Source organism: Bacillus sp. FSL K6-1338 (genome assembly GCF_038006965.1).
Classification (GTDB): domain Bacteria; phylum Bacillota; class Bacilli; order Bacillales; family Bacillaceae_G; genus Bacillus_A; species Bacillus_A thuringiensis_S.
The window spans coordinates 2,974,850-2,993,728 of record NZ_JBBOWI010000001.1; the positions used below are offsets into that span (position 1 = coordinate 2,974,850).

An 18,879-nucleotide genomic window follows, 5' to 3' on the forward strand; every position below is an offset into this window, starting at 1 on the left:
GAATTCCCTAAAAACGCAATATTAAAATTTATATACTTGTTCTTCAAGGTAACTTATTACATTTTTTAATTGTCTTAATGTATCTTTTTGAGACTGCTCGTTAGTTGTATCAACATTAGTAGATAATTTTGTAATGCTATTTTTTATTAGATTTAAATCTTCTTTATAGCGCTTTAGTAGATCCAGTTCTACATCTACTTGATTTGCAAACGTATGCAAATCATTTTGTGTAAGAAGAAGCATTGATTTTTGTAAATCAGCTATTGATAGTTTCGTTGTTAAATCATATATTTTTTGATTTTGTTTCTCTAAATCATCTAAATATGCTCGCTGTTCTGCTGTTAATTTATTTACTTCAGCAAAAACGCCAAATGTTTTCTTAATCTTTTCGGTATCAATGACCTTCATCAGGTCATACTCTTGTGTTTTTGCTGCGGCTGCGGCTGCTATTTCACCTTGTTTGCTTTTCTCAATTGCTTCACGAGCTGCTTTTTTTGCTGATTCAATCTCTAGAGCAGTTTTACCTTGTTCTGTCGCTTCTTGCGCCGCTTTTTTCTCCGCTTCTAGAATAGAGTTGTTAATTTCTTTTCCTTTGTTATACGCTGCCACCCCTGCTTGAGCAGCTGGTTCAATAATTTCTTTTGAAAGACTATAAACTTCTTTGAATATAGCAAATCCCTGCTCATTTAAAGCTCCTGGTATTAATGCAATTTGCTGTAAATCATTTTGAATTGCTTTTTTGGTATTTAATATTTCATTTTTTAACTGATCTATTTTTCCTGTTCCATCTGTACTTAGTATGCCTTGCGCAGTTGCCACATTAGTATCAAAATCTTTTAATTTTTTATCAAGCTGTAATTTAAGATCTGTTAATTCATTGATTTGTCGTTGCGCATTTTCTTGATTCGTCATAGCCATTTCTTGAAGTACTTCAAGTCTATCCGAAAACCCTTCTCTATCTTCTTTATTGTCTACAAACGATTTTAATGTCGGGTAATAACTATTAAATTTTGTTACAAATCCTTTACTTTTTGAATTTAATAGAATTAACTGTGGATAGAGTTCCGATGACCATTCCTTCATATCTTGTTTGATTAGGAATTGATTGGTATTTAAAGCTGGGACTTCCTCTAGCTGTACATTAGGACTCATTAAAGATTGATCAATATACGTTTGGATTAATTTAGATTGCGCACCTAATTTTCGTAATGAAGAGGAAATATCCATGCCTTCCTGTTGAGTTTCCGCTTGAACGATTGGTGTTGCGAGAGTATTGATAGGAATAGTTGCTCCAGTTACAATGGATGTGACTAATAATCCTGTCATTATTTTAGTTTTCATTCCGTACACTCCTTTACCATTGTTTTTATAACTTAATTCATATAACTTGTACGACCGCTCTCTTTGTAAACTGGATAAGAAGGAGAAATCTTTCAGATACGTTAATATCGTTGTTTTTTACTTCTAATAGGATGTAAGGATTTTATTTATCTCTCATTTCGATACTCTATTTTTTTAAATATAAATAACAAAAATTTATTAACTATATTTGAATCAGGCACCTTATGAGTAGTAAATTATTAATTCTTTCCTAAAGTTGCGGTTTAACTTACAGAATCGTGAGGATCAATAAACCAATGCTTACAGTTAATCTTGTCATAACATTGTTTAATTTCAATTTGATAATATCCCTCTTAGTTTTGTCAGCAAACTCCTTAGTAGACAACAAAAGGTGAAATTATACTGTACATTACTTATACTTTTATTGCGGAATAACTTCACTTTTGTTATGCAGAAACTTAGAACACGTTTATTACCAATTTGATTCTTGACCTCTTGTAAATAAATTGACTATTTAGAAAATTATTAAAGACATAATGTTACTTATAACTTCACTATAATTCCTATTAGCGTAACCTTCTCCTTTCTGTCTGGTCATACCAGTTATGTTGTTCATTAAAACATTAAATTTTTAATGCGTAAATAGAAAAATTTTGTCGATTATGCTCGATAATTTACTGTTAAATAAAAATATGAACCGAAAAAAATTATATAAATATAGTTATTCGTAAATTTCATTTCTGTAATTGTAATGATTACAAATTAATGTGTATACGGTTAAAAATAACTATTTTAGCTCAACCAAGAAATTTTATTTTAGAAAAAATACTTATAGAATAATATAATAGGTTTTTTTATACTTTTTTACCTTTATTTAGTTATGTATAATTGCATAAAATGTAGATATATTTAGTAATATATGTTATATTATTGATTTTTTTACGAAATATCCCAATATCATTATTAATAAATATCTAATATGAAGATATTAGTCTATAAACTTATCATCGTTATAAACATAGGTTTTAAATTACAAAAAAGCTACAAAGCTTCCTTGGAACACTTTGCAGCCTTCTATCTTTTTGTTTCCTTTAGCAAAATAATGGTTAGTGAATTTTCATTTTTTGGGATACTTACACCCATGTTTAAGTCTTTACATTGGAGACAGTAGGTAACAAACTTATATTATTGTATATTTTTCACGGTACTGCCTAGGGGTCATGCTAGTGATTTTTTTGAAAACTCTTATAAAATAACTTTGGTCATTAAAGTTAAGCCAAGCACAGATATCTGATAACGAATAAGTAGTGAGTGTTAATAATTTCTTTGCTTCTTCCACTCGTTCCCTTTGAATATATTCGCTTAAAGTAATTCCCATTTCTTTTTTAAATAGTTTAGACAGATAAGTAGGCGTAATTTCTAAATGATTAGCAAGTTCATTCAGAGATATTCCATCGTAAACATTTTTATTAATATGTTTTATACATGTAGTAACCGCGTAAGAATACTTTTTTGCATTGTATTCTTTCACACGATCTGCAAAAGTACGTAAAGCATCCCCTGACAATCGCTTTACAGATTCTACATTATCTAATTGTTCCAGGGTTTGTATATATAAAATACTATGAGCAAAAGCAATATCTGGTGGCAGGTTTCCTTCTATTGCATATCGAGTGGCTAAGGTAATCGCAATAATTCCAAGGTTTTTTTGATTCCTGAGCGGATCCTCTATTAGCATAAGTTCAACATCTTCTTGCGAAACCGCATACATATACTGTATTAACTTTTTTTTATTCCCTTCTTTAATAGTCGAAAAGAAATCATTTACTAATGACATATTGTGCGTTTTAGGTTTGTTTTGTCGACGTTTTAAAATATATAAATCAGGTTTCACATTTTTATTAGGAATTTCCTCTAGTACTTTATTTTTTTCCAAGACAATATCTACATCTAACTTTTCATTGAAAATCATGTAATGTAATAGAATTCCCATATCAATTAATGTAGTTTTTTTAATCTCAGATAAACACTGATAATAGGCAAGTCTTTCTTGAATGTTATCATTTGATTTAAATTCTTTCTGAAATTTTATGATCATATCATCTGAATCTTTTGGATGTATAGTAGGACCGATTATAATAGTCCCTTTAATATCATCATGATTTTCTATATGAATTAGAACAAAATTTTCAAGATAGTTGTTACTTCGGAAAAGTGGCAAGTTAAAGGGATCGTTTTCTTGATAAATATCACTAAGATGTTCTTCTTTTGAAGAATAAAAAGGACTACAAACATTATCAGATGTAGAATGATATAAAATTTTTCTGTCTGCAGATAAAATATGTACAGGGGCATTAAATGCTTTATGTGCAAGATCACACAAGTGTTGTATATCGATAGAAGTATTCATTACATTCTCCTTTATAGATCCATAAAATATATTCTGTTAGATATAATTCACGACAAATAATACTATAAAATATCAAATTAGTACAATTCACAACAAAATATTACTATATCTTTTTTATAAAAATCATATATTATTTAATTGTAGTTAGCATCTAAATATCAGAGTAGATAAGTAAACGAAATAAGCTAAGTTCTTTTCTTAATTCTACAAGATATAATTATTGAACTTGAGAAAACAGTGAAGCACTACAAAATACAGTGGTAGTCAATGCGAGGACCGAGATAGAAAAATATTACAAATAAAACGAAAGTAACAGGAGATACTGTACCACCGCAAGAAATAACAGTCAAAGTTCCAATTCAATCATTTATACAAATTGAATTCAAAAAATAAATACTGCTAATTTAAATATGAAACTGAAAAACTATTTTGCTCCAAATTTTAGAAAAAGATAATAAAGAAGTCGTGAAATCGGAAAAAGAGGAAAGCGATACGGCTATTTTTGAAACACTATGTTTTGAAAAGTACAAGGTGGAGGAAATTCAAGTGCTCAATTAAACATTTAATTAAGAGAAAGGTCTTTTCATCAACTAAAAATAAAAATAAAAAACGAATGGAATATTCAAAAAATGACACTATATTACTGGTCGTAACATTAGTTTTACTTTCCACAAAAGAGGGAAAAATATATAGACTTTACAAATACTAAGAATAGCAAAATAGCTAGTTTTATTACCGCATCACATAAAGTGAAACTTTAATCAGTGGGGGTTTTGTTCATCCCCCACTGATTATTAGCCCACACAAATCGGGCTTTTACAGACAGTTGATCCCCCACCTAACTTCTTTGCTTCCGCTGAATTTTGAGGTGGGGGTCTTACTGCCCGGCAAATAGCGGGATAAACTTATTATTAATTTCCAAACACAATAGTTGTTAATCAACAAAAAACTTCAATAATTAAGGTACACAGTAAATTGATCTCAAAACAGTAATTACTACAGTATCAGTTTTTACTTATTCTATAAAAAAAGAAATATCACTTAACAATTATTATTTTATATCGATTTAGACATAAAACATTATATTATATCAGCTTAAGTATTATGGAATTAAAATTACAAATAACACCAAAACTATTTTAAGAGCTCATACATCGTTCGTATCGAATTTACCACTTTTAGATACCTATGTCATTAACACAACTAAAAAAGATTATCACAAAGGAATCTGAGAGGTTTTTTCAATTCCGAAATTTATTTTTTTGTAAATTAAAGGAAAAATAATCCATATATATACGGATTATTTTCTTAGTGTAATCTGTATTGACCTGTTAACTGTTTATCAGCCATTCGAACTAAGCGTTTTGTAATCTCTCCACCGATCCGAACCATTTGCAGATGATGTGATGTATCAGGTCCCAGTGTGACTCCTAGTTCAAAAGCAATTTCATACTTTATTTGCTCAATAGTACTTGTAGTAGCAGAAATAAGAATTTCATTTGTATTACTTTCGTATCTTTGAATATTTATAATTGCACTTCCAATATATTTATAAATAACATGTGCCTACTTATGCTATTTATGCATAAGTAACCTAATTTCTTCCAGCATTTTTATAGGAACCCTTTCCCTCCCCTTATTCCACCAATTAAATTTGAAACACAAATGTACATTGCAGTTCAATATAACAATAAAAGCTACAAAAGCAACGAATTTACTACTTTAAAGTTAAGTGTTTAACCTTGAAATACTTAAATTCTTTTTTCCAGATAAAGCATACATTATATCTTGATGCTTAATTGTCCTCTTATAATTATGTGGCATCGGGAATTTGTTTCGGTGTTCTTTCATTATAATTAAAGTTTGAAGTTCTATGCTCAATACTTTTGCGAGAACATGATAGTTATATCCATTGTTTAACAGAGAAATTATGTCATAAAACATAGTTTTTCCGCCTACTAATTTTATCAATCTATTCTTTAACTCATCCCTTTTTTCTTTAGCTTCCTCAATTTCTAACAACATGGATTTTTTATTTGTTTGCTTAATGTATTGAGTATATAACTCTGGGAATTCTTTTTGGACTTCTTTGTTTAATACTGGTTTATATTTAATCATATAAGTAACTTGTAACAATGAGCGTTTTAACAAACTATCTTCAATGAGATACGCTACTTTATTAAATAAATGTACATATTCCTTAATATTGGAATAACTATTAAAATGAGCTAATACTCTACTTTTTATACTAAAAGCCTTGCCTATATAAATAATATTGTCATTATAATCTTTAATAAAATAAATACCACTGTCATCTTTTTCTAATTCATTATCCAGTTCTTCTAGACTCATAAAATGCAATTCACTCATACTTTCCTCTCCTTATTAGTTTTAAATCATGAAAAACAGGCAAGGTTTCTAAAAAAGGCACTCAGCTGTCCTAGGATTTTTCATTTTATTTCTTGCTAAATATCAAAAAACTGTTTCTATGTTGCTCAACTATCAATATGATTATTAATAAAATTTTCTATCGTTATTATCTCGCAATTTTATTATGTAATTTCGAGATCGTTTCCTCATTTAAATTACTGTGTTTTATCGAATAAAAGAAATATATGACTGCCCCAATAGTAATCCAAATACTAAAGTACATCCATGTCCTTAACGGTAAATTTAGCATTAAAAACAAAAAACATACAATTGAAACGCTTGGTAATACAGGTACAAAAGGTACCATAAATCCACGTTTTAAATTTGGGTGTGATTTACGTAGAATAATAACTGATAGACAAACTAACGCAAACGTCACCAAACTACCGATATTAACTAAATTAACCAATTCTTTCAAATCAATAAACCCAGCTATTATAGAGCTCCCTATTCCTGCCAATCCAGTTATAAAAGTGGGTGCTCCAGTTTTCTTATTAACTTTCGCAAATGATTTCGGTAACAATCCATCACGACTCATTGCAAAGAATACTCGTGTTGCTGCATACATATTGGAAAAAATAACAGCCATAAGGCCAATTACAGCACCTGCAGCAATTGCACCAGCGACTTTTCCTTGTCCTACCACTTCCATTACATAAGCCATTGCCTCAGGGACATTTAATTCTTTATAGGAAACCATTCCTGTTATAACAAGGCATACGATAACATAAATAATTGTACATATGATTAATGATGCAATAATACCGATGGGAAGATTACGCTTCGGATCTTTTACTTCTTCTGCTGAAGTTGCTAATATATCAAAACCTGTGAAAGCGAATAAAATAGCTGCTCCACCCGTAAAAACCCCACTTAAACCGTATGGTGCAATTGGTATCCAGTTCATTGGTTTTACATAGAATATACCAACTGTAATAAACAACAAAATCATACCAATTTTAATCAATACCATTATATTATTGATTCGTTTACTTTCCCTTGTACCACGGGATAACATCCATGCTAATATCAATGTAATGATTACTGCTGGTAGATTCACAATACCACCATGTGAAGGGATCGTTACTAGAGCTTTAGGTATCTCTAATCCAAACCCTTTTATTAAATTGTGGAAATAGCCTGTCCATCCAGCAGCGACAGCCGCTGTTGCCACAATATATATTAACAGTAAAGACCAACCTACTAGATGAGCAACAAACTCACCAACTGTTGCATATGAGTACGTATATACACTACCAGACGCCGGGAGTGTGGAAGCAATTTCTGCGTAACATAATGCTATAAATCCGCATATAATTGCTGCAAGTACAAATGAAAAAATAACTGCTGGACCAGCATCTCTTGCTGCTACTAATCCAGTTAACACAAGAACCCCCGTTCCAATTATCGAGCCTACCCCTAACATAATTAAATCAAATGCTCCTAATGTTTTCGTTAAGGCCTTACTTTGATTATGCTCCAACAATTGTGTAACGGATTTCTTTTTTAATAACTTACTCATATTCTCTGTATCCCCTTTAAAATAAGGTTTGCTCTTCTCATTATTGTTGTATATAAATTTACTTAGTTATTAGATAGTCTTATAATATTTCTTTTACATTAAATAGATTTGAAATATTATATAAATTCGCTTCTCACTTACTAGTTAAACTAGACATTTCCATAGATTTTTGCGTACAACGTTTCATAGCTGAAATGATAGCTGTTCTTAAACCTTTTTCTTCTAGCGTTACTACAGCTTCTATCGTCGTTCCACCTGGAGAACAAACCATATCCTTCAATTCACCTGGATGTATTCCTGTTTCCAATACCATTTTTGCAGAACCTAATACAGCCTGAGCCGCAAATTTATAAGCTTGTTTTCTCGGCATACCGCCAAGTACAGCAGCATCTGCCATGGCTTCTATAAACATATACACATATGCTGGAGAAGAACCACTAATAGATGTAACAACATCCATTAGTTTTTCATTTATGACCTCCGTCTGGCCGAAAATATTAAATATGTTCAGTACCTCTTTTATATCTTTTTCTGTAACCATTTCATTAAAACATAACGCAGACATTCCTTCTCCAACAAGTGCCGGTGTATTAGGCATTACTCTAACAACTTTCAACTTTCTACCAAATTCATTCTCAGTGCTCTTAATACTTTTTCCTGCAGCAATAGTTACAACGATTACATCATTTTTTATTTGATCTTTTATTTGGTTAATTACCGATGAGTATAAATCTGGTTTGATTGATAAAATTAAAATGTCAGCGCTGTTAGCGACTTCATTGTTGTTAGTAGTTATAGTTATGCCATATTCATTACTAGCATTTTTTAAATTAATGACATTTAAATCTGAACAAATTATTTGATCTGGAGAAACTATATTTTTTTTAATCATCCCACCTATCATAGCAATACCCATGTTTCCACATCCGATAAAACCTATTTGTTTATTCATAATAATTTGCTCTTGCTCCTTCTACTCTAAATTTTATTGATTTTGAAATTATTATTCTAAATAAGGGCTATTACAATTACTTGGTTTATCAATAGAATTTCAAAATTCTCCTTCCTATATAGAGCTTACATATACCTCTAATAACTTCTTTGCTTTCAGGTGTGAGTCTTACTGCCCGGCAAATAGCGGGATAAAATCATTTCTTTAATCTATAATAAGAAGGACATAAAAAAACAAAAAGTTACAAAAATTTTCAAATTAAAACTTTTATAACTTTTTGTTTTGATTCAAATATAATTTCAATTAAGGTATCTCATCGTTTTAAACTTGACGCTCCATAATCTTGTATAGTTACATTTATATGATATTTAATCGGTACTTTACTAAATTTTTGATCCCAATCTTTTTTGACTTTCTCCCATGTTCTCGGGTGTTTAATTCTTAATTGGTTGCCAAAACCCGCAATATCGACTTGATATTCTTTTTGTATTTTTTTTGTAACATGATGTACTAAGTGCTTTACTTCTTTTTCAATAGCTTTTTCTTCCTTTTTTAAAAATTCATTTTCAAAATCTTTTCCTGATTGCATCCAATTTTCAGACAAACGCCCTTCTGATTCAATGTTTACATCAAAGGAAATATTATTTCCGTTAACATGTGGTATGATTTTGCTTTTTATTGACTTTATTTCGTATATAATGAGTTTCTTTGATTCTTTATCAAAAGTTTTTACCACACCACCATTCCTTTTTCCGTTTATCCATACTACTCCTTCCAATTCCTGTTCATTTAAAAAGCCCATCAACTTTTTTGTCCTCCCTTTAATTACAGCAGCTCCTGCAAATTTTGTTTCCCCTTTTATCGAGATTATATTTTGCAAAAGAAAACTGGATCCTGACCGCATCTTTCCTTCCAATTTAGCGAGCGATACAGGAGGTAAAATCCTTGTTGTTCTATTTCTATTATCTGCAATTCCAGACAAACGAAATGCTGGAATTTCTCCTTTTTTGTTTGATTCCAGTACCTCCTTCGCTAGCCCCTTACTAATTAAGAGCATACAGCTAAGCCGAACTTCATTGTCACGGAGATACTGTTCAAGTAATTGTTCTAAACTGTATGTACGTACAAGACTATCACTAATAACAATGTTTTTTAAATGTGGGCTGAACATTGTGCTCTCTCTTTTCAATGAAAACTCACGAACAATTTGATGAATGGAATCACCTGTCTCAGAAACATTAATATAACGTTTTTGTTGTCCATTTCCTTTACTTTGTGCTTGCGAACTAACAATTTGATAAGTAGCTGTTATAAGATTTCTTTTAGGATAACCTCCTTCCTCATCTTCTTTCTCAATTGTTGAATTCTTCCCTTTATCTAGTGCTATACCTGCAGTTAAACTCAACTCTTCTACTTCTTTACTGCTCCAACATCCTGTTAAAAATAGAAGCAAAAGCGTCCATAACAAAGCAAAATAGAACCGCATATAATTAAATTTATTTTTCACACTACTCCTCCTTTTAATCGCGTAATAATAAGAAGAAGCAGTGGCAGTAAACCAAATAAAAATAAAGCAGCATTACCGAGCATATCCCCCAATTTAAGCAAGTCATTTATATTTTTCGAAGTCATAGCAATGATGTAAATGATTGGAATCAAAGCAAAAATAAACGGATGAATACTCTTTTTAAAGAGTTGCGCTAATCCTAATGCAGCTGCATAATAACTAATCGTATAGGTAGCAAATATTTGCATAATCCATATTACAAGCAGTAAAGATTCAAAACGTTCAAATATCAATCCAGAAATTTCAAAACTGCGCATAAGGTCAATTGTCGGCCATGTTCTTGTTACAACCCCATCAATTGATAATGCACCAATGACCATTACAACAGTTATTACATAAAAGATTAACGGAATAGAAATTCCAACTAAAATAGCTTTTACTGCTTTATTTCGTTGTTCCATAAATACCAAAAGAATTAACATAATTTCAGGACCTGTATATGCGAGAGACGTTGTTTTTATCCCATCTAATACTGGTTTAATTCCCAAACCTAATACGGGACGGAGATTATCTATCTCGAATATTCCGATGCTCATAAAGGAAATGATTAAAAAAATAAAAACAGTAATAGGAAATATTATTTCAAACATCCGTGCAATTGAATTAATACCACTCATAATCAAATAGAGACCTATCCACATAAAAGGCATAACAATAGCCCATGTGGGGGTTCCTTCGAGCAAAAAAAAGCTTATTACTTCTGCCATTGAACGAATTTGAAATGCTGAAGTTGTAAGAAAATACCCTATAATAAGAAAACTAAGCAACCTGCCTATCCATTTCCCTACAATATCTTGACTGTATTGGTAAAATGTTTTTTCTGGAAACTGCTGACTTAATTTGACCATAATTACTCCTGAAACCATTGCCAGTATTCCACCTAATATCACACTTATCCATACATCTGGTGTTTTCACTTTTTCCACAGATGCTCTAGGCAGAGTGAGAATTCCTGTCCCAAGTATGTAATTTACAATAATAACAACTGCCTGTGAAGTTGTTATTCGGTCTTTAAGTTTAGTAATCACTGAAGGCCACTTCCTTTCGTCATCAGCTACCTTTTGCGGATATTTTTTTGGGTATGCATTATTTTTGGTCGACGTCTCATTATTTTTAATGGCATGCGAACCATAAAATCTTTCCAGTCACTGAATCGATATGGAACAGCAGGACTGGTATAAGGAACGCCAAAACTTTTCAGTTTCACTAAATGACTGCAAAGTAAAAGAAAGAAGAGAATAACTCCATACAAACCAAATATCGCAGCACAAAACATAGCTACAAAACGAAGAATGCGTAACGTAATTCCTACACTATATTGTGGAATAGTAAAAGAAGAAATAGCTGTTACCGCAACAACGATAACCATTATTGGACTAACAATTCCTGCTTCTACGGCAGCTTGACCAATTATTAAACCGCCCACAATTCCCATTGCAGGTCCAATCGGTTTAGGCAGACGTAAACCTGCTTCTCGCAAAACTTCGATAGCTACTTCCATAATTAACGCTTCTATTAAAGCGGGAAAAGGAACTCCTTCTCGCGATCCGATAATAGAAATAGCGAGCTTAGTGGGAATTAATCCTGGATGAAATGAAATAAAAGAAATATACAGTGCTGGAGCAAATAATGAAACAAAAGCTGTCATGAAGCGTAATAAGCGGAGAAGCGTACCAGGAAGCCACCTTTCATAATAATCTTCTGGTGATTGCAGCAGCATACTAAATGTAACTGGAGCAATTAAAACAAATGGTGTTCCATCTAACAAAATAGCTACTCGACCTTCCATTAAAGCACTAATAACACGATCAGGTCGTTCTGTATTTTGAATCTGTGGAAAAGGACTTAGATAATTATCTTCAATGAGTTGCTCTATATAACCAGATTCGAGTACACTGTCTATGTCAATTTTCTGAATTCTGTTTTTTACTTCATCCACCAATTCTGTACTAGCAAGATCTCTAATAAATGCGACAACTAACTCTTTCTTTGCACGTTCTCCTACTGGTAGCTTTACTAATGATAAGCTCTCATCCGCACAATGTCGTCGCAAAAGTGAGGTATTATCACTTAATACTTCAGTAAAACCGACCCGTGGCCCTCTGACTAATGCCTCCGATACTGGTTCTTCAATGTTTCGTTTATTTGCTTTTGTTGTACCAAGAATAAACACATCTGCTAAACCATCAATTAAAAGAACTGTTGAACCTATCAATACTTTGGGTATTAAATCTTTTATGTAATGGACTTCTGCTACTTCACTAATTGTAAGAACTTTATTTTTAATATATTCTTTTGAAACAGTCCCCTCCACATAAGAAGTTTCATTTTTATATTCATCAGAAAAATCATCCATTAGTAATTTCATAATATGTTTGTCAATTATCTCTTTATCTGATAGGCCATCAACAAAAACGATCCCAGCCTGAATATCTGTGCGTCCAATATTAAACTTCCGAAAGCGAACATCAGAATTATGTCCGATTTGTTGCTTTATAAGTTCTAAGTTAGAGGCAAAATCATTTGTGAAATGAACGATTGCATTTTGAGAAGGTTTATGCTCTTGTTTCGTTTTACTTTGAATATTATTTTTTTTCACTTGTTTGTCTCTTGACTTCCACCAACTCATTCTTCCCACTCTTTCTCTGACATACGAACCCAATGAAAAACTCTTGAGATAGTATACGGAATTAAAAACAAGATAAAAGCTTGTACAAAGACTTTCCAATCTGGAAGATAAGAAGTAATTATGTTCCACATTTTTATCACCCAATTTATATACTCTGCTAGGATTGAGATTTCTAAAAAACGATATGTACTTAATAAAAAATAACGATAAGATTAAAGAGCAGAAAAGCGATACTTTATGCTTATTTAGTACCAATAACCTAATTAGTATAAAAACATTTCTGACCTAAAATACCATTTCCAATTATAATTTGTTAAATATTATCTCCTTTTCCGTTATTTATATGCCCGCATTTGAATTTCAAATAATATAAGTATTAATGATATTTCCTCTTAAAGAAAAAAAGATGCTAGAAGATAGCATCTTTTTTTAAATTCAACTTACTATGTATTTATATTTCATTGTGAAAATACTCGTTTTTTTAAATGAATATTAATGTTTAAAAAAATAAAAAATACATATTCTTTTGTTATAAGTTCATACACTTCTACCGAATCGATACGGAATTTTCTGATTTTAAAATCAATATGAAATAAAGGAAAATACTCTCTTAGAAAAACTATATAAAACAAATAACATGAAAACAATTATCAATCTAGCAATTGAAAATAATAATTAGCAAGAGTTTATCATCTTAACTCCAGGTGTATTCGTTTTGCTTCAAAATAAAGAACTTGAATAAATTTTTTCGTATCAATACGAGCAGGTAATGTTGGTTCATTATTCAATTCTGTCATCTTTCTCCTTACGGTAGTAAAATCAAAAAATCTAGAAGCATAATTTTCGAACTTCGGGTTTAAAAAATCAGTAAGTCCAAGGGATGCTAAATGGTTTAATGATTGATAAATAGCTCTCCGAATCCGTTGTTTGGAAGCTTCTATGAACCTTTTTAATTCGGCATCTTCAGCTGAATCCCCAAGTTTTTTTTGAGCCAAATTCATAAAAATCTCTTTTAGTGAGGGAAAGCCTTGTTCCAACGTGTTATCTTGTTCATATTTATATAAATAATCTAGCATATCCATTAAATCTTTACTTCCACTTTCACTGGCTATTCCTAATTCAGACAAAAGAAAATGAATGGAATTTTGAAAATGATTGAAAGTATTTAAATGTTTTTCATTACGGTATTTTTCTTGCACACTTGAATTACTATCCAATTTTAGTACCATATTAAGCGATTCTTGAATGTTTTTTATTGATTTTTCCAAACGAATTCGTTCAATGACTTTCCGAACAACTGTTAATACTTCAATCCGGTTAATTGGCTTAATAATATAGTATTCAACACCAAGCGAATAAGCTTCAGCAATTAATTCTTTTGATTCTACTTGAGAGACCATGATGATTTTCCCTTTAAACGAAGGCTTTATTTGACGAATTGTTTTTATTCCATCTTGATTCGGCATTAACAAATCGATAAATAAAATGTCTATATTTTTAAGGATTACCATTTGTTGCTCTAAAGATAAACCATCCTCAGCTTCTCCTATAACCTCCCCAAGATCTTCATCCTCGATAATTTGAGCCAACATTGAGCGAACCGCTTTTTCATCATCTACTATATAAAAATACATAGAATCACCCTTTCGAAATTATATGATCAATCCCTAATCTAATTATAAAAATTGATCCTTTTCCTTCGGTTCTGTCCCCAAGCGTAACATCACCTTCAAGTTGTGCGACCATTTCTTTAACATACGATAATCCGATACCTGTCGATGGATTGCCTAAATCATCATATTTAGAAGTAAACCCAGGCTCAAAAATTGAATCTTTATATTTTGAAGAAATACCAGGACCATTATCGCCTATTTGAAATTCAACAAAATGGTGGTCTTTATTAATGTCAATTGTGATGGTTCCCATACCTTGGATAGCTTCTACAGCGTTTGTAACGATATTATTTATAATAGATAAGATTGTATAAATATGATAATGAGGATGCACACCATCAATTTTATACACAAATTGGATATCTTTCTCTAACAACTGTGCATATTTCGTATTTGCCCGTATAATGATATTTACCAGTTCATGTACAGACATATAATCTGTAAAACTTTCATCAGAAATTAGTTTTGAAAGTCCCGCAAAAATACGTTGGTTATCCTTTTTAACGTCATGGACCTCACCAGCAATTTGTAATGCCTGTTGCCTTAAATCCTCAAACTGAAAATCCATCTGTTTATGCTCAAAAGAGTCTAAAGTTTTATATAAATCATAGGATTTTTTTGTTATATTCTCAGCATCTTGTAATGTTTTTTTTAAATGAACAGCATCTTCATATAAATTAGAGATGAGCATGAGCATATGTTCATTTTGTTTCTTTATATGTCGCTCCCTTGATTGTGCTTCATACAATTTCATCATATTGAAAAAGCTTAGAACTATAAAACTATGGGAACATGCGATAACAATGATCTCATTTATTGCCTCGGATGTGATCGATGTTTTTAATACGAAATATTGAATCATTAATTCCACACAGTCTGACAGTATTTCAATCATGCAACCAATAAAACCAATCATTAGTGGTTGATGATAAAAACGTTTGATTTTTGCTAAATGAAAGAGATACGAATAAGTAAAATAAAAGAAAAAACTAGGATAGTGAGTATGAAAAGCGGCTAGCCAATCCATATTTTCCTTTATAATGACATCCATTGAGATACGAAATACTACCACGACTATCGCTGTTAAAAAACCCGGTAAAAATGCTGGAAATCGTCGAAACAATAATAAAAAAAAGAAAAATGTTGGTGCACCAAAGCTCATTCTAAATGTTTCATTTAAGGGAAATGACTTTATTTCACCTACTAAGGGTACTGTAAGTATCATTAAAACGAGAATATAGATGTCTTTTTTTACTAAATTACTAAGATTCAAAATAATCACTTCTCACTTTCGCCTAACAGTCAGTATACAAACCTATTTGCATTAATACAATACTTACTCTATTTTTTTCAAAAACTGATAAATAAGTTATAAACGAAAGCATTATAGATTGTGAGTATTCATTACACTCTTCTACTTTAGAAAGATACTTTATAACTCAAAAATGTTCAGACACAATATAAGGTCTGAACACTTTTGGACTCGCTCTAACACCAAAATATCTGTGCTCCTTTTTAAAATATACTTAAATCCCATTCTTTTGCAATATGTTCTAACAACATAATTCCTGGTAAACTATTCCCATACTCATCAATGGCTGGTCCGTAAATACCAATACCACATCCATCTTGAAACGATAAATCCTTCCTAGATTTTGAGGGAACAAGTGTCATAATTCCGCCGGATACCCCACTCTTAGCTGGTAATCCAATGAAAGCAGCAAATTTTCCAGAAGCGTTGTACATTCCACAAGTAAGCATTAAAGCTTTTGTTAACCTAGCTACTTCTTTAGGGAGCACTTGTTCTTTGCGAATAGGATGATATCCATCATGTGCTAGTATAAGCCCTATTAAGGCAATATCTTCTGTATTTATTTCAATCGAACATTGTTTTAAGTAAACCTCTAGTGTCTCCTCCACATCTGATTCTAGAAAACCATTCTCCTTTAAATAGTATGCTAATGCTCTATTACGATGAGCCGTTTCCCATTCTGATTGAAATACTATTTCATTAATAGCGGGACGCTTCTCTATCATTTTTTCAATTAATACGTATAGAGATTCTAATTTTTCTTGCACCGATGTCCCTGGCAAAAGTGAAGCTATCGTAATCGCTCCAGCATTGATCATAGGATTAAAAGGTTTTCCTGGTTTATGTATCTCTAAACGAATAATTGAATTAAAGGCATCTCCAGTTGGCTCTACGTCAACTCGTTCTAATACATAAGAAATACCGCGACTTAAACAAGCGGCTATAAAACCGATTACTTTTGATATACTTTGTAATGTGAAAGGTATCTCCCAATCTCCTGATTTTATCATTGTTCCATCTGGCTTTACTATACAAATACCTAACTGCGATACATTTATTTCCCCCAGAGCGGGAATATAACTGGCGCTTCGTCCCTTAGCTGCATACGCTCGATAATGAGCTACCCATTGATCTAAGCAAACTTTTTCTTGCCCCTCAACTTGAACGCTAGAATCCTTTATCATTTAATAATATTCCCCCGTACTATTAACTTTATATAGAATGATTTTTTCTTTACTATAATCAATAATATTTGCACTAGAACCAAGAAAAATATTCAGACATATTGCAGTCTGAATATCCTTCTTATTACACACTTTTCTTTTTTGAAGTTTTCTCATAACTATCCCAACATTCAATATTTTCAAGTCCTTTAATGTTTTCTTTATAAAAAATAGGATCTTTACCAGCTTTTTTCTGGTTTATATAATCTTGTAACGCCGCAAATGCTACTTTTGAAAGTAAGGTAATAGCAATTAAATTAATAATAACCATAAAGCCCATAAATAAGTCCGCTAAATCCCATACAATTTGAATCTTTGCAACAGAACCAAATACAATCATAGCCAACACACTTATTCTGTATATCATTAACCACACTTTACTTGTATGTAAGAAGCGAATGTTTGTTTCACCATAATAATAGTTGCCAATTAACGCACCAAATCCAAATAAAAAAACAAAGATAGCAAGACAACCCGATGCCCAAGGGCCTATGTGTTCACTTAATGCTGCTTGTGTAAGTGCAATACCATTTAACCCCGGTTGTTTATATGCATCAGACAGCAAAATAATAAAGGCGGTGCTAGTACAAATGATTAGTGTATCCGTTAATACACCAAATGCTTGAATCAGTCCTTGTTTCACCGGATGACTTGTTGTTGCTGTTGCAGCAACGTTTGGTGCACTTCCCATACCAGCTTCATTTGAGAATAAACCGCGTTTAACTCCATTCATAAGTGCTGCACCAATTGAACCGCCTGCTATTTGTTTAAAACCAAATGCGTTTTGAACAATAAGAGAAAGAACTTCCGGCATTTTTGATATGTTGGTAACTACAACAAATAATGCAACTCCAATGTATAATACCGCTAAAAATACCACCTTGTATTCAGCCATTTTTGCAATACGTTGTACACCACCAAAAATAATCGCAGCGAAAGCAATGGCCATGATTATCCCAACTGTTAGACGATCTGTACCAAATGAGTTTTGAAAAGCAATTGTAACTGTATTTGATTGTACTGAATTGAATACAAGTCCAAAAGTAATTGTGATTAAAATAGAGAATAATACTCCCATCCAACGTTTATTCAACCCTTTTTCCATATAATAGGATGGACCACCGCGGAAACCAGTTTTATCTTTTACTTTATATATCTGTGCTAATGTGCTTTCGACAAAACTAGATGCCGAGCTAATAATAGAAATAATCCACATCCAAAATACAGCTCCAGGACCACCTAATGCAATTGCAATCGCAATTCCTGTAATATTCCCTGTCCCAACGCGGGCTGCCATACCAATACAAAACGCTTGAAAAGGAGAGATTTGATCTTTAGAACCACTTTTCCCCTCCATTAATACACGGACCATCTCTTTTAACATTCGAAACTGTACAAAATTCAATTTAAATGTAAAATAAATTCCGCAAATAACAAGCATAATAATTAACAATTTAGACCATAAAAAATCATTTGTTGATCCGACTAACTCTACAAAAAACCTTTCCATATCATCACTCCATGCCAAAGTTTATATATTATAATTTATATAAAATCACCTATATTTCCTGGTATAAATACCTCTTTCATATTCAAATACAACAAGGATAAAAATTTTCTATATTAATCGGATTGGCCTGTTTAAGCAAACAGCACAACATGTAACCGTAAAACTGAAATTTTGAAGTACTTAACGCTTATACAAACGGATGCTCTACCCCTTTCTGCAAACTAATATTTTTATCCACTAACATTGTTGTACTATTATGTTTGTTTCGTTTACCGGTGATTTAAATCATAAAATCAATAGTGATTAACTG

General features: G+C 31.6%; 14 protein-coding genes. 1 reads left to right on the forward strand and 13 read right to left on the reverse strand.

Going from position 1 to position 18,879, the window contains the following annotated elements:
- Positions 1–21: 21 nt before the first annotated feature.
- Together hblC and NZ044_RS15340 are read right to left on the reverse strand one after the other, a co-directional pair.
- Positions 22–1,341 (reverse strand): hemolytic enterotoxin HBL lytic component L2, encoded by a 1,320-nt coding sequence (hblC, locus tag NZ044_RS15335; protein WP_000850235.1) that lies wholly within the window; start codon positions 1,339–1,341, stop codon positions 22–24.
- A 1,180-nt stretch (positions 1,342–2,521) separates the two neighbouring features.
- On the reverse strand, positions 2,522–3,751 hold the full coding sequence (locus NZ044_RS15340) for a helix-turn-helix domain-containing protein (protein WP_001097907.1): 1,230 nt from the start codon (positions 3,749–3,751) through the stop codon (positions 2,522–2,524).
- A gap of 429 nt (positions 3,752–4,180) precedes the next feature.
- Between NZ044_RS15340 and NZ044_RS15345 the strand changes: the two genes are divergently transcribed.
- Complete coding sequence (locus NZ044_RS15345; protein ID WP_003281887.1) at positions 4,181–4,309, forward strand: hypothetical protein; 129 nt, start codon at positions 4,181–4,183, stop codon at positions 4,307–4,309.
- A gap of 750 nt (positions 4,310–5,059) precedes the next feature.
- Here NZ044_RS15345 and NZ044_RS15350 read toward each other — a convergent pair.
- The 11 genes from NZ044_RS15350 to NZ044_RS15400 form a co-directional block, all read right to left on the reverse strand.
- A complete protein-coding gene (locus NZ044_RS15350; RefSeq protein ID WP_044783651.1) occupies positions 5,060–5,281 on the reverse strand; it encodes an alpha/beta-type small acid-soluble spore protein in 222 nt (73 codons plus the stop codon).
- A gap of 198 nt (positions 5,282–5,479) precedes the next feature.
- A complete protein-coding gene (locus NZ044_RS15355) occupies positions 5,480–6,121 on the reverse strand; it encodes a nucleotide excision repair endonuclease (RefSeq protein ID WP_001292175.1) in 642 nt (213 codons plus the stop codon).
- Positions 6,122–6,287: 166 nt separating this feature from the next.
- A complete protein-coding gene (locus NZ044_RS15360; RefSeq protein ID WP_340949840.1) occupies positions 6,288–7,703 on the reverse strand; it encodes an amino acid permease in 1,416 nt (471 codons plus the stop codon).
- A 133-nt stretch (positions 7,704–7,836) separates the two neighbouring features.
- Positions 7,837–8,655: a pyrroline-5-carboxylate reductase gene (gene proC / locus NZ044_RS15365; RefSeq protein ID WP_001041290.1), complete on the reverse strand. Its 819-nt coding sequence runs from the start codon at positions 8,653–8,655 to the stop codon at positions 7,837–7,839.
- Between the two features lie 313 nt (positions 8,656–8,968).
- Positions 8,969–10,162 carry a Ger(x)C family spore germination protein gene (locus NZ044_RS15370; RefSeq protein WP_000790794.1) on the reverse strand — a complete coding sequence of 398 codons (1,194 nt, stop codon included), beginning with the start codon at positions 10,160–10,162 and terminating at the stop codon, positions 8,969–8,971.
- The gene (locus tag NZ044_RS15375) at positions 10,159–11,250 is read right to left on the reverse strand and encodes a spore germination protein (protein ID WP_000628928.1); all 1,092 of its coding nucleotides are present in this window, start codon (positions 11,248–11,250) and stop codon (positions 10,159–10,161) included. The genes NZ044_RS15370 and NZ044_RS15375 overlap by 4 nt, the downstream gene beginning before the upstream one ends.
- 26 nt (positions 11,251–11,276) lie before the next feature.
- Positions 11,277–12,851: a spore germination protein gene (locus NZ044_RS15380; RefSeq protein WP_000119226.1), complete on the reverse strand. Its 1,575-nt coding sequence runs from the start codon at positions 12,849–12,851 to the stop codon at positions 11,277–11,279.
- 689 nt (positions 12,852–13,540) lie between these two features.
- Positions 13,541–14,485, reverse strand: a complete 945-nt coding sequence (locus tag NZ044_RS15385; RefSeq protein ID WP_000274088.1) for a response regulator — start codon at positions 14,483–14,485, stop codon at positions 13,541–13,543.
- A gap of 4 nt (positions 14,486–14,489) precedes the next feature.
- Complete coding sequence (locus NZ044_RS15390; protein WP_000584786.1) at positions 14,490–15,806, reverse strand: sensor histidine kinase; 1,317 nt, start codon at positions 15,804–15,806, stop codon at positions 14,490–14,492.
- A gap of 233 nt (positions 15,807–16,039) precedes the next feature.
- On the reverse strand, positions 16,040–17,020 hold the full coding sequence (gene glsA, locus NZ044_RS15395) for a glutaminase GlsA (protein ID WP_000588648.1): 981 nt from the start codon (positions 17,018–17,020) through the stop codon (positions 16,040–16,042).
- A 124-nt stretch (positions 17,021–17,144) separates the two neighbouring features.
- A complete protein-coding gene (locus tag NZ044_RS15400; RefSeq protein WP_000439283.1) occupies positions 17,145–18,569 on the reverse strand; it encodes an alanine/glycine:cation symporter family protein in 1,425 nt (474 codons plus the stop codon).
- Positions 18,570–18,879 lie beyond the last annotated feature (310 nt).

Bases quoted from the DNA above. Each gene is read 5' to 3' on its own strand.
- hblC (WP_000850235.1), bottom strand. From the start codon at position 1,341: ATGAAAACTAAAATAATGACAGGATTATTAGTCACATCCATTGTAACT.
- NZ044_RS15340 (WP_001097907.1), bottom strand. From the start codon at position 3,751: ATGAATACTTCTATCGATATACAACACTTGTGTGATCTTGCACATAAA.
- NZ044_RS15355 (WP_001292175.1), bottom strand. From the start codon at position 6,121: ATGAGTGAATTGCATTTTATGAGTCTAGAAGAACTGGATAATGAATTA.
- NZ044_RS15360 (WP_340949840.1), bottom strand. From the start codon at position 7,703: ATGAGTAAGTTATTAAAAAAGAAATCCGTTACACAATTGTTGGAGCAT.
- proC (WP_001041290.1), bottom strand. From the start codon at position 8,655: ATGAATAAACAAATAGGTTTTATCGGATGTGGAAACATGGGTATTGCT.
- NZ044_RS15380 (WP_000119226.1), bottom strand. From the start codon at position 12,851: ATGAGTTGGTGGAAGTCAAGAGACAAACAAGTGAAAAAAAATAATATT.
- NZ044_RS15385 (WP_000274088.1), bottom strand. From the start codon at position 14,485: ATGTATTTTTATATAGTAGATGATGAAAAAGCGGTTCGCTCAATGTTG.
- glsA (WP_000588648.1), bottom strand. From the start codon at position 17,020: ATGATAAAGGATTCTAGCGTTCAAGTTGAGGGGCAAGAAAAAGTTTGC.
- NZ044_RS15400 (WP_000439283.1), bottom strand. From the start codon at position 18,569: ATGGAAAGGTTTTTTGTAGAGTTAGTCGGATCAACAAATGATTTTTTA.